This window comes from Cryobacterium glaciale, assembly GCF_004402535.1.
Lineage (GTDB): Bacteria > Actinomycetota > Actinomycetes > Actinomycetales > Microbacteriaceae > Cryobacterium > Cryobacterium glaciale.
In genome coordinates this window covers 203,491-218,327 of sequence record NZ_SOEY01000030.1, presented here as the reverse complement: position 1 = coordinate 218,327, position 14,837 = coordinate 203,491, and the positions used below count along the sequence as shown (strand labels likewise).

Annotated in this window: 15 protein-coding genes; 4 read left to right on the top strand and 11 right to left on the bottom strand. The window is 64.8% G+C overall.

Translation table 11 applies throughout. From position 1 onward, the window contains the following. Positions 1–2: 2 nt before the first annotated feature. The 3 genes from E3O06_RS15480 to E3O06_RS15470 all read left to right on the top strand — a co-directional run bounded on the left by E3O06_RS15480 (position 3) and on the right by E3O06_RS15470 (position 3,729). Complete coding sequence (locus tag E3O06_RS15480; RefSeq protein ID WP_134504265.1) at positions 3–389, top strand: BlaI/MecI/CopY family transcriptional regulator; 387 nt, start codon at positions 3–5, stop codon at positions 387–389. 25 nt (positions 390–414) lie between these two features. Beyond that, positions 415–1,404: a M56 family metallopeptidase gene (locus E3O06_RS15475; protein ID WP_134504264.1), complete on the top strand. Its 990-nt coding sequence runs from the start codon at positions 415–417 to the stop codon at positions 1,402–1,404. 372 nt (positions 1,405–1,776) lie between these two features. Then, positions 1,777–3,729 (top strand): patatin-like phospholipase family protein, encoded by a 1,953-nt coding sequence (locus E3O06_RS15470; RefSeq protein ID WP_134504263.1) that lies wholly within the window; start codon positions 1,777–1,779, stop codon positions 3,727–3,729. A gap of 358 nt (positions 3,730–4,087) precedes the next feature. Here the strand turns inward: E3O06_RS15470 and E3O06_RS15465 are convergent, their stop codons facing one another. The 5 genes from E3O06_RS15465 to E3O06_RS15445 form a co-directional block, all read right to left on the bottom strand. Next, positions 4,088–5,011, bottom strand: a complete 924-nt coding sequence (locus tag E3O06_RS15465; RefSeq protein WP_134504262.1) for an ABC transporter substrate-binding protein — start codon at positions 5,009–5,011, stop codon at positions 4,088–4,090. Next, positions 4,995–5,750: an ABC transporter permease gene (locus E3O06_RS15460; RefSeq protein WP_134504261.1), complete on the bottom strand. Its 756-nt coding sequence runs from the start codon at positions 5,748–5,750 to the stop codon at positions 4,995–4,997. The genes E3O06_RS15465 and E3O06_RS15460 overlap by 17 nt, the downstream gene beginning before the upstream one ends. Beyond that, the gene (locus E3O06_RS15455; protein WP_134504260.1) at positions 5,747–6,433 is read right to left on the bottom strand and encodes an ABC transporter permease; all 687 of its coding nucleotides are present in this window, start codon (positions 6,431–6,433) and stop codon (positions 5,747–5,749) included. The genes E3O06_RS15460 and E3O06_RS15455 overlap by 4 nt, the downstream gene beginning before the upstream one ends. Then, positions 6,430–7,335, bottom strand: a complete 906-nt coding sequence (locus E3O06_RS15450; protein ID WP_134504259.1) for an ABC transporter ATP-binding protein — start codon at positions 7,333–7,335, stop codon at positions 6,430–6,432. Before E3O06_RS15450 ends, E3O06_RS15455 begins: the two co-directional genes overlap by 4 nt. A gap of 179 nt (positions 7,336–7,514) precedes the next feature. Then, positions 7,515–8,192, bottom strand: coding sequence for a TetR/AcrR family transcriptional regulator (locus E3O06_RS15445; protein ID WP_134504258.1), 678 nt, complete (start codon positions 8,190–8,192; stop codon positions 7,515–7,517). A gap of 148 nt (positions 8,193–8,340) precedes the next feature. Between E3O06_RS15445 and E3O06_RS15440 the strand changes: the two genes are divergently transcribed. Next, positions 8,341–9,363, top strand: coding sequence for an App1 family protein (locus E3O06_RS15440; protein WP_134504342.1), 1,023 nt, complete (start codon positions 8,341–8,343; stop codon positions 9,361–9,363). 26 nt (positions 9,364–9,389) lie between these two features. Here E3O06_RS15440 and E3O06_RS15435 read toward each other — a convergent pair whose 3' ends face one another. The 6 genes from E3O06_RS15435 to nrdR form a co-directional block, all read right to left on the bottom strand. Further along, complete coding sequence (locus tag E3O06_RS15435) at positions 9,390–10,199, bottom strand: ABC transporter permease (protein WP_134504257.1); 810 nt, start codon at positions 10,197–10,199, stop codon at positions 9,390–9,392. Then, positions 10,196–11,008 (bottom strand): ABC transporter permease, encoded by an 813-nt coding sequence (locus E3O06_RS15430; RefSeq protein ID WP_241980263.1) that lies wholly within the window; start codon positions 11,006–11,008, stop codon positions 10,196–10,198. The genes E3O06_RS15435 and E3O06_RS15430 overlap by 4 nt, the downstream gene beginning before the upstream one ends. Continuing rightward, a complete protein-coding gene (locus E3O06_RS15425) occupies positions 11,005–11,850 on the bottom strand; it encodes an ABC transporter ATP-binding protein (protein ID WP_134504256.1) in 846 nt (281 codons plus the stop codon). The genes E3O06_RS15430 and E3O06_RS15425 overlap by 4 nt, the downstream gene beginning before the upstream one ends. A 109-nt stretch (positions 11,851–11,959) precedes the next feature. Further along, positions 11,960–13,045: an ABC transporter substrate-binding protein gene (locus E3O06_RS15420; protein ID WP_134504255.1), complete on the bottom strand. Its 1,086-nt coding sequence runs from the start codon at positions 13,043–13,045 to the stop codon at positions 11,960–11,962. A 218-nt stretch (positions 13,046–13,263) separates the two neighbouring features. Beyond that, positions 13,264–14,301 (bottom strand): quinone-dependent dihydroorotate dehydrogenase, encoded by a 1,038-nt coding sequence (locus E3O06_RS15415; protein WP_134504254.1) that lies wholly within the window; start codon positions 14,299–14,301, stop codon positions 13,264–13,266. 6 nt (positions 14,302–14,307) lie between these two features. Beyond that, the gene (gene nrdR, locus E3O06_RS15410) at positions 14,308–14,826 is read right to left on the bottom strand and encodes a transcriptional regulator NrdR (protein WP_134504253.1); all 519 of its coding nucleotides are present in this window, start codon (positions 14,824–14,826) and stop codon (positions 14,308–14,310) included. Positions 14,827–14,837: the final 11 nt, after the last annotated feature.

The window sequence follows — 14,837 nt, the reverse complement described above, 5'->3', positions numbered from 1 at the left end:
ACATGGGAAGTTTGGGTGTGCTCGAGAGGCTGATGATGGATATCCTGTGGGACTCCCCGACCTCGTTGACGGCCAACGAGCTCAAAGACTCCCTGATCAACCCCCAGATCTCGGAGAGGCCAGCGAAGCCACTGGCGACGACCACCATTCTGACCGTGCTGTCCCGACTGGAAGCCAAGGGCTTCGTGACCCGCGATCGCACCGTGCGTCCGCACGCCTATACCGCCGTCATGACCCGGGCCTCCCACACGGCCGGTCTGATGCACGAGGTGCTCGGCCAGGTACCCGATCGCCAGGCGGCACTCGTGCGCTTCATCGGCGGCGTCACCCCCCAGGAAGCGGAAACCCTGCGCCAGTTGCTCGGCACGGCGACCGCCGACAACGACTAGACCCCCCAGCCGGTCGGCACTCCTCGTGATCACCGCTGCCGCCCTGCTCGGCGTCATCGCCGTGCTGTTGGCCGGGCCGGTCCCGTTAGCACTGGCCCGCGCCGACTGGCCGGCCCGCTCCCCCGGTGTGGCGCTCGTGCTCTGGCAGGCCATCGCGCTGTCGGGTGGCCTGTCCATGATCGGTTCGCTCCTGCTTTACGGCCTCGTTCCCTTCGGAGACGCTCTCGGCGAGAGCGTTTCCGCCCTGGGAGGCGATCTGCGCGCCGGAACCCTTCCGATGGGCACGAGCGTCATCCACGTGCTCGCACTCGGCGCGGCCATCCTGCTCGGCACGCACCTGCTGCTCAATCTGCTGGCGACCTTCGTGCGGGCTGAGCGCCAGCGCCGCCATCACCACGCCCTCATCGCGCTTTTGAGCGATCCGCTGCACGGCCAGCCGGGCATGCGCGTCATCGACCATCCGGCACCGGTCGCATACTGCCTGCCCGGAGCTGGGCATTCAGCGACCGTGCTCTCCAACGGTCTGCTGCGCCTGCTCGACGCGGACCAGATGCGCGCGGTCATCGCCCACGAACAAGCCCACCTCGTGCAGCGGCACCATCTGGTGTTGCTTGCCTTCAAGAGCTGGCACAGCGCTCTGCCGTGGTTCCCCATCGCCAATCGCGCCGAGAACGCCGTCGCCCTACTGGTCGAAATGCTCGCGGACGATCACGCCCGCCGCGTCGTCGATGATCACACCCTGGCCCGCGCGATCGCGCTCGTGGGCTTCGCACTGGCCGGTTTCGCCGCAGCCACCAGCAGTGAAGCGGATGCTGCGGCGCGCGCCGCCGCATCCGCTTCACTGGTGGAACCGGGACCGGCCGCAGCGCCCGAGCATCCGGCTCACCAGGTGATGCCGCGCGTGGCGCGGCTGGTGAACCCGACCGCGCCACTGCGTTACACGGCCACGGCCGGAGCACTCACCGTGTCGGCGGTTCTCCTGGCCGGGCCGGCGTTCATTCTGTTTGCTGCCTAGACCGGTCGGAGTCGAGGGGCACGACAACTGCCGGACATGCAGAATCGGCATGAACTCGTTGCGACATGTGGTCGGGTCCGTCCCGAGTCGGTACGCGGAGGAGTTGGATGCTGCAGCTGGGTCGTGAGCCGTCGTGCCGCGGCGCCACGTCGGCGGGGGTGTTCAGCCCGAGTTCGGACCGCCGGATCGGGACCCGGGACAAGTCATATGACTATCGTCGCGCCAGGCGATCAACGACGGGCTGGACATGGTGGTGGTTTCCTGGTTCTCGCCCTACGCCATGCGGCGGACTTGCTCTTAGTTGCTGGCCTCACCCAACCCTGACGCGTAGGGTCTTGGTGACAAATCAGGAACGCCGCAGTAGCATGCACCATGGTTGCCCATACGACGCTCCTAGCTCCCGACTTAAAGCCCTTCACTTACCCGCCACTCGATCGTTTGGTGAGCGGAATTTTCAAGGGCGGAGGGGCGAAAGGAATCGTCTATTGCGGTGCCCTGCACGAGCTTCGTGCGCGGGGAGTGTGGTTTGACTCGGTGGCTGGATCGTCGGCCGGAGCGATAACCGCCGCTCTCATCGCATCGGGGCACGACCCCATGGAAATTACGATACTGGTGCCGAACGGACTCTCAAGTTTGAAGAAAAACTTTCTCACTTGGATGGGAAACGTCGATCGCGGACTCTTCAAAACGGAAAAACTGCGTGATTGGCTAGATGGAGCCATGCGCGCAAAACTGGGCATGGACGAAAGTGAACCTCTAACTTTCGCCGCCCTGGCCATAAGATCCTCAATCGAGCTCAATGTTGTTGCCATGGACTTAGCTCTGCGCGAGCCCATCGTTTTCAATGCTTCGATCACACCGGACCTCCTCATTGCTGAAGCGGTCGTCGCATCATCTGCCATCCCCGTAGTGCTTCCGACCCGCAGAATTCTGGTCGGTGACGGCCATGACATGGCCATCCATCGCCTGGTCGACGGTGGAACGTGGGCTAACTACCCGTCGTTCGTGTATCAAGACACGTCGTTCAGGGCGTACTTTGGCCTTGCCTCGGTGCCCGATCGAGCAACCCTTGGTTTCGTCGTAGAGCGCACTGAATTCAGTCCTGGAGCAGCGCTCAAGACCTTAGATAATCATTCCTACATTGACGGCACTATCCAGTGGCCCCCGCCACCCCCGCCGATTTCGACCCCGGCTAAGAGTTACCGGCAAACGTCTCCGCGCTTCTCAAGATTTGACCAAGGAAGCGCGCGACGGATGGGGGCAACCGGCGCGCTGCTGACTTGGGCGGCACTCAGATGGATAGTTGGGGTCGGTGGCGTATCCGTCATCGCAGTCTCCTTGCTCTTCTGGTGGGCAGACGTGGTCGTTGAAGAGGCTGCTAACCCTCCCCAATACATGCCTTTGCAGTCCGCAATTCTGGTGGTCTCCTTTTTCGGCGTACTCGTCGGCCTCATAGCCTGCGTCTGCGTAGTTGCAATCACCATTCGGTTGCTACCTGAGGCGATCGAGTCCGGATTGCCATCCATTCTGGCCGCGACTTCGGTTGGACCTGCAGTCCCGAGATGGGTTGGCCATGATCCACACGATCCCGTCCTCCGGTTGTCATCGCCTCTAGGAATAACAACGGCGAAGTTCAAGACCAGCATTCTCAGCCAACGCCTTGCCGTCCTCGTCGCGGCCGAGCAAGCGAGCGCGCAACTTGATCTCCTCTATCCCGACAGCCGCGCGCTCAGCGTGCCAGCTATGGAAGATCTACTTCCGGTATTGGACAGTCCTCGTTTTGCCACATATCCGGAACAGTACGTTGTCGCGACCAGCGCGGTGACGCTGTCCAGAAGATGGCAACAAACCGGCAGGCTGTACCTAATGCTAATTCTGATCTGGGGCTCGCCGGCGGTTTTTTTCTTCTGGTTGTCGCCATCTTTCTTCTGGCTGACGATTGGACTTGGGCTCGTCCTCGCTCTCACGCTGGCAAACCGCCTGCTGCGAGGGCGAATGAGAAACCAATCTCTTCTCAGCAGGCACCCCGACACACGAAAATGGGCAGGCAGCCTTGTCGCTTCCATTTTCTGCCTGACGCTTGCGTGCCTAATCGCGATAGGTGTGTATTCAGACGAGGCCTCTTGGTCCAGCCAGTCTGACGCGCTGGTCTTTCTCAACTCCGCAACCGCTGTGCTGCTCCTCATCGGAGCAGGTCGTCTCGCGAGTGTATTCTCCAGGGTGTCAGCGAATCTCGCCGCCAGGCGCTACTACTCAGAGATACATTCTGATAGGGGCGTCAGTGTGCGTCGATCCGGGTCACCCACTGATGAGCCAGTGTTCTGATCCTGAATCCACCGATCGACACGCGATTTTCGCGATAGACCGAGAATGCCAACCTGATCAGGAAAGAATAGGGCTTGTCTTGAATCAACCTACCGGCCGGATGAGCACCTCGCAGATGCAGGTTTCCCGCATTGCACGCGCTGTTCCTGCATTATTCGACGACCTAAATCTTGTATCGTGAGGTGGCTTGGTCCCGATCATCAAATGGGCCTCACCACCAGGTGATGCCGCGCGTGGCGCGGCTGGTGAACCCGACCGCGCCACTGCGCTACACGGCCACGGCCGGAGCACTCACCGTGTCGGCGGTGCTCCTGGCCGGGCCGGCGTTCATTCTGTCTGCTGCCTAGCGTTACGTCGACTAGACGAGCTTTTCCTTGGTGAGCCAGGCGGTCGCGATCTTGTCGGCGGAGAGCTGGTCGTTCTTGCTCTGCGCGTTCAGGTCGACGAGGGTGTCGGCCGTCAAGGCCGCGCTGACCTGGTTGAGAATCGCCGCCGCACTGTCATCGATCTTCTGGGAGACGACGGGCACGACATTGTCCGCAAAGAACAGTCCGTCGGGGTCGGAGAGGGCGACCAGGTTGTTGGTCTTGATGTTCGGGTCGGCCGTGTAGATGTTGGCGAGTTGGATGTCGCCGTCGACGAGTGCCTTGACGGTCAGCGGTCCGCCGCTGTCTTCGACCGGCACGAATCCCGCGATATCGATTCCGTACTTCTCTGTCAAAGCGGTCGGTCCGTACGGCCGGGTCTCGAGCTCCGAGTTGCCACCGACGGTAATCGGCTCGGTGACGTTGGTCAGCGAGGCGATGTCGGTGAGGCTGTACTCGCTCGCGAAGGCGTCGGTGACGGTCCAGGAGTTCTGGTCTGAGGCATCCGCCTTATCGAGAACGCGCAGGTTGTCTGGCAGGGCTGCCTGAAGCTCCTCGTAGGTCGCGTCGCTGGTGCCGCCGACGGCCTCTTTGTCGAGGGCCTGGAGCAGGCTTCCGGTGTACTCGGGGAAAACGTCGATCTTGCCGGCCTCGATGTCGGGCAGGTAGACCTCGCGCTGACCGATCTGGAACTGTCGGTCGACGGTGAAACCGCCCGCTTCGAGCGCCTGGGAGTAGATCTCGGCGATGATCTCGTTGGAGTAATACGCCTGCGACCCGACCACTATGGTCGAGTCGGCTGCGCTGCTCGACGGTTCCGCCAGGGGGTCCCCCGACGCACACCCTGCAAGGGCTACGACGGCCCCAACCGCGACGGCGCCGATAAGCGTGAGCCGGCCTCTATGTGCTGTGAACATGACTGTTTCCTTCCTCGATGGTGGGTTCCATCACCGGGCGGGATCGGGATGACCCGTCCCGGATATCTGTGGGGAGGCCCGCGGTGACGCCGCGCGGAACGACCAGCTTTTGCACGAGGGCGAACGCACCCTCCAGCACGATGGCGAGCAGGATCACCAAGATGGATCCACCGAGCATCTCGCCGTAATCGCGGGTACGCAGGCCGGCGAACAGGTACCGGCCGAGGCCGAAATCGGCGATATACGCGGCGAGGGTGGCCGTCGCCACCACCTGCAGGGCTGCGGAGCGAATTCCACCGATGAGCAGGGGCAAGCCGAGGGGCACCTCGACCCTGAGCACGATCTGGGCCTCCGACATGCCCACGGCCCTGGCGGCATCTACGATCTTGCGATCGATGGCCTCAAAGCCAGTGTAGGCACCGGCGAGGATGGGCGGAATGGCGAGTATGGTCAGCGCCACATAGGGGGCATTCAGCCCGATGCCCACCCAGAGGGCCACCAAGGTGAGCAGGCCCAGGGTGGGAATGGCCCGGAATGCACCCGAGGTGGCCACGGCCAGCCCACGGCCACGGCCGGTGTGACCGATCAGGAACCCAATCGGCACGGCGATCACCGAGGCCACGACCAGGGTCACGAGCGTGAACAACAGGTGTTGGGCCAGGCGCGTCGGAATTCCGCCGGAGCCGACCCAGTTCGCGGGGTCGACGAGCCAGGCCAGCGTCTCGAGGAGAAAGGTCATGCAGTCACCTCCCTGGCCACCACATCGTGACGTGAAGTGACGCCGATCGCGCTGGGCCGGGTCCACGGCATCAGCAATCGTCCAATCACCACGAGTAGCGCATCGAGGACGAGGGCGAGCAGCACGGTGGCCACGATCCCCGCGATGATTTCGGCCTGAATCCCCCGCTGAAACCCGTCCGTGAACAAGCTGCCGAGGCTCTGGGCACCAATCACCGCACCGACCGTGGCGAGACTCACCGTACTGACCGCCACGACGCGCAGGCCAGCCAGCAGCACCGGACCGGCCAGGGGCAACTCGACCTGCCAGAACGAGGTCCAGCCCGAGAAGCCGACGGCCGTGGCTGACTGTTGCACGTCGCGGTCGACTGAACCGAGACCATCCGCTACGACCCGCACCATGAGTGCCACCCCGTAGAGGGTGAGCGCGATGATGAGGTTCAGCGGCGAGCGAATGCTGGTGCCCACGATGAAGGGCAGCACGATGAACAACGGCAGAGATGGGATCGCGTAGAGCAACCCGACGGTGGTGAGGATCACTGCCCGGCTGGTGCGGTAGCGGTGGGCGAGCCAGCCGAACGGGAGGGCGATGAGGAAGCTCAGAATGATCGAGGGCACGCTGAGCACGAGGTGATCGAACGTGCGATCCCAAACAAGGTCCAGATTCGACCAGATCCAGGTCACCGCGAATCCCCACCCTGCGCCGAGGCACCCGGTCCTCGAGGACCGGCCTTTGACTCTGAGCTGGCAGCGGAGGAATGACCCGACGAGCCTGCGTCCACGAGCACGCCGGCGAGGCGCCCGGTCTCGTCGACCACGATGTCACCGTCGCCGTGGTTCTCGACGTGCAGGGAGCGCTTGCCCCGATCGGCGCCGACGAACGTTGCCACGAACTCGTCGACCGGATTGGCCAGTATCTCGGCCGGCGAACCGACCTGGGCGACCTTGCCGCCGGTGCGCAGGATGACCACCTGATCGCCGAGCAGAAAGGCTTCATCGATGTCGTGGGTGACGAAAACCACCGTCTTGCCGAGCTCCTGTTGCAGCCGCAGGAGCTCCTGTTGCAGTTCGGCGCGCACGATGGGATCCACAGCGCCGAACGGCTCATCCATCAGGAGGATATTGGGGTTGACGGCGAGTCCCCTGGCTACGCCGACGCGTTGCTGCTGCCCGCCGGAGAGTTGACTCGGATACCGGTCGGCCAGCGTGCGGTCGAGGCCCACCGTGTCGAGCAGCGCGAGTGCCTCCTCGCGGGCCTTCTTCTTCGGCATCCCCCGCAGCATAGGTACGGTGGCGACGTTGTCGATGACTCTGCGGTGCGGAAGCAATCCTGAATTCTGCATGACGTAACCGATGCCGCGTCGCAGTTTAACCGGTTCGAGGGTACCGATGTCGTCCCCGTCGATGTCGATGGAGCCGCTGGTCGGATCGACCATACGGTTGATCATGCGCAGCAACGTCGTCTTTCCTGACCCCGACGTTCCGACGAACACGGTGGTCTTGTGGGAGGGCAGCACGAGACTGAAGTCGTCGACGGCCAGGGTGCCGTCGGGGAACCGTTTGGTCACCGAGTGGAATTCAATCATCCTGGTGGCGCGCTCCTCGCATCGTTCGGGTCAACACACAGCAGATGCTAACCCAATCACTATTCGCGGCGACAGGCAAAACAGATTGCGCAGAAAGATTTATCCAGCAGCGAACAGGCCGGTCTGCCGACGAAAAAATGCCGGGCAGCCCAGTAAAGCTGCCCGGCATTGCGCGAAGGTCAGGACGCGTCCGCGAGCAGGTTCAGTGCCTGCGGGCTGTAGAACCCGTCGAGGTAATTGCGCAATACGAGACGGCACTCGGCGATGAAGCGCTCGTCGCCGACCGGGTCAGTGTGGAAGGCGCGGGCGAGCAGCGCGTCGGCCATCTCGACGGCGACCTCGAGGCGAAAGATCAGGTCGTCGCCGCCCGGCAGGTCGAACTCGTTCACGAGGACATCGGCGAGGCGTCGTGCGAAGAAATCGGCATCCGCCACGGCGTCGGCGGCGGGTGCGCCGTCGCGGTCGTCGAAGTTCACGATGCGAAAGCCGGGCTCGGAGCGGTACAGGCCGACGAAAGCGGTCACGACACAGTCCACCGCGTCCCACCAGGACGTGAGGGTGCTGGCGCCGAGTTCGTCGACGACGCGCTGCCGAAAGCGCACCACGGCGCGCTCGTGCAGGGCGTGCAGGACGGCCACCCGGTCGGGGTAGTAGCGGTACACCGTGCCGATGGAAGCACCAGCACGTTCCGCGATCATCGCGGTCGTGATGCGGTCGAAACCGACCTCGTCCACGACGGCGGCAGCCGCATCGAGCAAACCAGACAGACGTGCAGCGCTGCGCTGCTGAATCGGCTCGGTACGCACCTGCTGCAGTGCTGCACCGGCCTCTTCACCCAATAGGCCACCAAGTGACATTTATCCCCCTTGAAGATAATTCACCATCCTATGGGGTAAAACCCCAATCCCACAGGCCTGATCGGGGGATGCACAGCAAACATGGCAGAATGAAGGCGTGCCAGAGTCCCCAGACGCCACGCCGCGTGCTCCCAGTCCCGAGCGGATCATGCACCGCGCGGCCCGCATGGAAGACTGGCTGCACGACCGCCGTGAGCATTCCGCCCGTCGCCGTGGGTATCAGCCCACCGTCATCCCCTATACCGGCTACGGCTCGACCGACTGGGTGCGCATCCTCTGCCGGGTGCTCCTGGCCAAACCCGACAAACCTTCGAAGCGTCAGAAACGCCCCCGAGCGGATGGCCGTGACGCCGGCATCCGAGGCTGGCGCAGCTTCACGAGCGTTCCCGTCAACGACGTGACGGTGACGATTGAGATCGACGGCCAGACGCATCGCGTGCAGGCGGATCGCGGCGGGGTCGTCGACACCGTGGTTCCGGTGTCGCTGCCGGCCGGCTGGCACGTCGCCCGGCTGCACACCGAATTCTCGGCCGTGGCCGAGGCCCCGCTCTTCATCGTGGCGCCAACGGTCGGCTACGGCGTCGTCTCCGACGTCGACGACACCGTGATGGTCACCACGCTCCCCCGCCCGCTGCTCGCCGCCTGGAACACCTTCGTGCTCGACGAGCATGCCAGGGTTCCGACGCCCGGCATGGCTGTGTTCCTGGAACGCCTGGCGTCGAACACGCCAGGAGCCCCGGTGATCTACCTCTCCACCGGTGCCTGGAACGTGGCCCCCACCCTGTCGCGTTTTCTCTCCCGCAACCTCTACCCGGCCGGGGCGCTGCTGTTGACCGACTGGGGCCCCACCCACGACCGCTGGTTCCGGAGCGGGAGCGCGCACAAACGGGACAACCTGCGCCGGCTCGCCGAGCAGTTTCCGCACATGCGCTGGATTCTGATCGGTGACGACGGCCAGCACGACGAGGCCATCTACAGCGACTTCCAGCGTGACTATCCGGGCAGCGTCGCGGCCGTGGCCATCCGCCAGCTGTCCCCGAGCGAAGCGGTGCTCGCCGGTGGTCGCTCACGCGACGCCGTGCTGATCGAGGACGGCGCTGAAGCACCGTGGGTGTACGGGCCCGACGGATCGAGCCTTGCCAACCAGCTCGCCGAGCACGGCCTGCTGTAACCGCACGGCAACCAGACAGGACTGCGTCAGCCCGCGGTGCTCTGCTCCATGCTCATGCGCCGCAGTACCAGGTTCTCGACCACCTGGGCCAGGCCGTAGAGAGCCAGCGAGACGATCGTGATCACCACGACGGATGCCCACACTTCGGAATTCTGCACCTTGGCGACGGCAGCGACGATCGAGTTGCCGAGTCCCTGGCCGGTCGTGAGCCATTCCGCCAGGAGCGCTCCGGTGATCGCCCCGGGCACCGAGATCTTCACTGCGGCAAAGAAGGAGGGCAGCGAACTCGGCAGTGCAACTTTGCGCAGGGTCGTGAAGGCGCTGCCGCCATAGACGGTGATCACGTCGCTGATCTGCGGCGACGTCGAACGCAGCCCGAATGCGATGTTCACCAGCGCCGGAAACAACACGACGATGGCCCCCATCACCACGGCGGTCGTGAGGCCGCGCCCGGTGATGAGGCTGATGATCGGCACGAGGGCCACGAGCGGCACCGACCGCAGCAGCAGGGCGATGGGCATGAGGGCATGTTCGATGCCCCTCGACAGCGTGAAAAGTACTGCGAGGAGCAGGGCGCAGGTGAGACCGGCCACGAACCCGAGAAAGGCGTCGCCGAGGGTCACCACGAGGTTGTCGAGGATGAGGGCCCGATTGTCGGAGGCGTCGGGTACGGTCACGAGCCAGGTCCACACGTCGAGGGGCCCCTTGGCCAGGAACGGCGAAATGTCCAGCAGCAGGAGCAGTCCCTGCCAGGCGACCAGAACCAAGACCAGCGTGATGAGCCCGGTCAGCAGGCCGCGCGCGACCGTCGCCAGCGCCACCCGTGCAAAACTCATCGGCTGCCCCGTCCGGTCGTCCACGGCGTCGCCAAACGCAGGATGACGGCGAAGATCGCGTAGCCGAGACCCGCGGTGACCCCGGCCACGAGCGCGAGACTCCAGACCCGATCCACGTTGGCGGTCGACCCGGCCACGAGCATGGCGATCCCCAGCCCCCGGCTGACCCCGCCGAGGTACTCCCCCAGGATGGCCCCGATGAAGGCTGCGGGCGCTGCGACCTGCAGTGCGGTCAGCACACTGGGCAGCCCGGCGATCAGGCGCACCTTGCGCAGCTGGGTGAATCTGCTGCCGCCGTAGACGGTGATGAGGTCGAGGCTGGCGGCATCCGCTGCCTTGAGGCCGACGAGCGACCCGATGACCGTGGTGAAGAACACCGACATGGCGGCGAGGAACACTGCCGTTCCGGCCGGGTCGCCCGCGCTCGGCGCGCCGATCACGATGTACGCGATCGGGCCGATGGCCACGATTGGAATGCAGTAGGTGATCACGGCGACCTGCATCGCGATCTTCTCGATGCGCGGCAGAAGCAGTACGAGCGCCGCAAGGACAAGGGCGAGTCCGTTGCCCCAGGCGAACCCGATGAGCGATTCGAGAACGGTGACGCTAACGTGGGGCAGGTAGAAGGCGGGCCCGTCGCTGACGAGCTGCACGAGCACATCGAGCGGGGTCGGCACCGCGCCGCCGGGCATCGAACCGACCTCGGCGAACACGGTGACGGCTCCGATCCACCACAGGGCCACGACGATCGCGGCCCCAATCAGGCCGGTCGCCCAGGCCGGCAGGGCGCGCAGCGAGCTGCGGATCACCGGTCGTCGCCCGCCAGGGCCGCATCGCTGAACAGCAGGTCGGAGGCGCGGTCGTGCAGGGCGTGGAACTCCGGCGAACGCATCATCTCGGGCAACCGGGGCCTGGGGAGGTCGACGTCGATGACTTCCTTGACCCGACCAGGGCGGGCACTCATGACCGCGACGTGGTCGGAGAGGAAGATGGCCTCGGCGATGCCGTGGGTGACCATGAGCGTCGTGGCGGGCTTCTGCGTCCAGATGCGCAGCAATTCCAGGTTGAGTCGCTGCCTGGTCATGTCATCGAGGGCCCCGAAGGGTTCGTCGAGCAGCAGCACCGAGGGCTTCAGCACGAGCGACCGTGCGATCGACACGCGCTGTTTCATGCCGCCGGAGAGCTGCGCCGGCTTGGCTTTCTCGAATCCCTGCAGGCCGACGAGGGCGATCAGTTCGTCGATATAGGCGTCGTTGACGGGGAGGTGGGCAACCTCGAACGGCAGGCGAATGTTGGCACGCACGCTGCGCCAGGGCAGCAGGGCGGAATCCTGGAAGGCGATGCCGAGCTGGTGCCCCAGTCGAAGTTGCTGCGGGCTTTTGCCGTCGACCCGGGTAGTGCCGCTCGTGGGCTGCTCCAGGCCGGCCAGGATGCGCAGGATGGTTGATTTTCCGCAACCGGACGGTCCGAGCAGTGACAGAAAGCTACCCTTGTCGGTGTGCAGATTGGCATTGTCGAGGGCGACGACTTCCTTGCGCCCAACGGCGAAGACCTTGTGCAGTTGGGAGATGTGCAGGCCGGTTCCGGCAGCCTCGCCACCGGCGGCCGGGGTCGTCGTCGAGTCACGAACTCCGGCATCAGTACTACTCACGTGGTTCGCTCCTCGGCGATGGCAATGCTGGGTGATTCCTCGGGTCAGATATTTATTTTACGTTCCGGCTGGGCATCCGCTGTCTCGTTGCGGCGGATGCCCGCTGCCGCTACTTGCTGTAGGCGAGCAGGTCGGGGTTCTCGGCATAGACCTCGTCGAGCAGCGTCATGTCAAACAGCTGGCTCGCCGTGATCGTCAGTCCGGTCGCCGCGAGGGTGTCGATGCTCTGCTGCTGCAACTCTTCGCTGATCGTGAACAGGCCGTTGGCGAGGGTCTCGGCACTCACGACGAGGTCAAGGGACTGAATCTCGGCCTGCCGGGTCTCCTTCTCGAGCGTGAGGTCGAAGGTCGGGCCGTAGCTGTCGACGGTGAGTTCGGCGGCGGCCTCCGGGTCGTTGATGGCGTCGGTCCAGCCGCGAATCTCGGCCACCAGCAGTGCCTTGAGCTTCTCCCTGTCGTTCGTGATCGCGTCGTCGGTGACCGTCAGCGTTTCGGCCACGAACGGCAGGCCGAAGTCGGCCAGCGGCAGGTTGACCGGGTCGAGTCCGAGCAGTTCCGCGTCGATGGATTCGTTGGTGAGGTAGGAAAACCAGCCGTCGACCTCCCCGTTGAACAGCGGGGTCGGGTCGTACTGCACCGGAAGCGTGGTCAGCGAGTCCTCGTCGATGTCGTTGATCTCGAGGAAAGCCTCCCAGAGGCTCAGGTTGCTGGCCTGCACGCCGATGGTCTTGCCTTTCAGGTCGTCGAGGGTCGCGATGTTGCCCTTGTCGGCCAGCGAGAGAATGGTGAAGGGGTTCTTCTGGTACGTTGCTCCGATGATCTTCAGCGGGGCACCCTCGTTGGCGATGATGGTGCCGGTCGAGATCGCGTTGCCGATGCCCATGTCGACGTTGCCCGAGATGACGGCCGCTTCGATCGAAGCCGGACCCTCGATCATGTCAACGGAGTCGAAGCCAGCCTCGGTGAAGTATCCGCTCTCGTCGGCGAGGTACTCACCCATGAATTCGGCGTTCTTGATCCAGCTGAACTGGATGCTCGCATCCCCGAACGTTGCCGCCGCGCCGTTTCCCCCGGCCTCTTCCGCGTCGCTGCCAGCGCACGCGGCCAGGGAGAGGGTCAGGACTGCGGCGACCGCGACGCCGCGTACCAGGCGGGTGGCCGATCGGCGGGTAAAAGAGCCTCTGGATGGTGTCATTGCGGAATTCCTCTCGGGGGTGCAAGGGCGCTGTGGAGATACAGCTGCTGTGGTTGGTGACGTCGAGTCTTGTTCGGACATAAAGACGCCCGCAAAATCGGAGTGTAGGCGGGTCACATATCGAATACTGTTCGACAATGTTTCGAACGGATGTCGAGAACAGGAGGATATCCTCCGCGAGTATCGTTCGATGACCCACCATCGGGCGTCGATCCGGCTTAAGCTGTTCGCGCCAGAATGCGATCGAGTCCACGGTTGATCTGGCGGGCCCAGAGCGGACCGCGGTAGAGGAACGCCGTGTAACCCTGCACGAGGGTGGCACCCGCCGCGAGACGCTCGGCCACCTGGGCGGCCGTGTCCACCCCGCCGACGGAGATGACGCAGAACGCGGGCGGCACGACGGCGCGAATCTGCTGCAGAACGGCGAGCGACCGGGCGTGCAGCGGGGCGCCGGACAGGCCGCCGGCGCCGGCGGCGGCGATGGTGGCAGCATCCGCTCGCAGGCCGCAGCGGGAGAGCGTGGTGTTGGTGGCGATGATGCCGTCGAGGCCTAGCTCAACGGCGAGGGCCGCGATGCGCGCGACTTCAGCGTCCTCGAGGTCGGGGGCGATCTTGACGAGCAGCGGGGTGGCACCGGCGGCGGCCTTGACCGCGGTCAGCAGCGGCGCGAGCTGATCGAGTTCCTGCAGCCCGCGCAGGCCAGGGGTGTTGGGTGAACTCACGTTGACCACGAGATAGTCAGCGAGGGCAGCGAGCGTCTTAGCGCTGTTCAGGTAGTCGGCCGTCGCGTCCTTGACGGCGGTGACGCGGCTCTTGCCGATATTGATGCCGAGCACCGGACGGCCGGCCACGGAGCGCACCCGGGTCAGGCGGGCGACCGCCGCGGCAGCGCCGTGGTTGTTGAAGCCCATGCGATTGATGACCGCTCGGTCGGCCACGAGGCGAAACAGGCGGGGTGTGGGGTTGCCTGGCTGGGCGAGCGCGGTGAGCGTGCCCACCTCGACGTGGCCGAAACCCAGCTGGCCGAGGCCGAGCACGGCCTCGCCGTCTTTGTCGAAACCGGCCGCGACACCGAACGGCGACGTGAAGTGCAGGCCGAGGGTGCTCACGCCGAGGTCGGTGCGCGGGCGGGTGAACCGATGCACGAGCCGCCCGATGCCAAGCGTCGGCAGTAACCGGATGACGGTGAAAGCGAGGTGGTGGGCGCGCTCCGGATCGATCCGGGCGAGCACGAGCTTGAAGAACAGCGGATACATCGGGCCCTACGGTTGGTTGGCGGTGGGGGCGGTGCCGACCGAAGGGGCATCCTCGGTCGTGCGGGTCTGGGAACGGTTGGTGTGCTCGGTGCGGAGCTGGGTGATGGCAGTCTCGAAGTCGTCGAGGGAGTCGAAGCCCTGATAGACGCTCGCGAACCGCAAATAGGCGACCTCATCGAGATCACGCAGCGGCGGCAGGATGGCCAGGCCGATGTCGTTGGCGTCAACCTGGGAGGCACCGGTCTGGCGGATGGTCTCCTCGACCTTCTGGGCCAGCATGGCGAGGTCGGAGTCGGTGACGGGCCGCCCCTGGCAGGCCTTCCGCACGCCGGAGACGATCTTCTCGCGACTGAACGGTTCGACCACACCGCTGCGCTTGATGATGTTCAGGCTCGCTGTCTCGGTGGTGCTGAAGCGGCGACCGCATTCGGGGCACTGCCGGCGGCGGCGAATCGACAGTCCGTCGTCGCTCGTGCGTGAGTCGACGACTCGGGAATCGGGGTGGCGACAGAACGGGCAGAACATAGTGCTGCCAG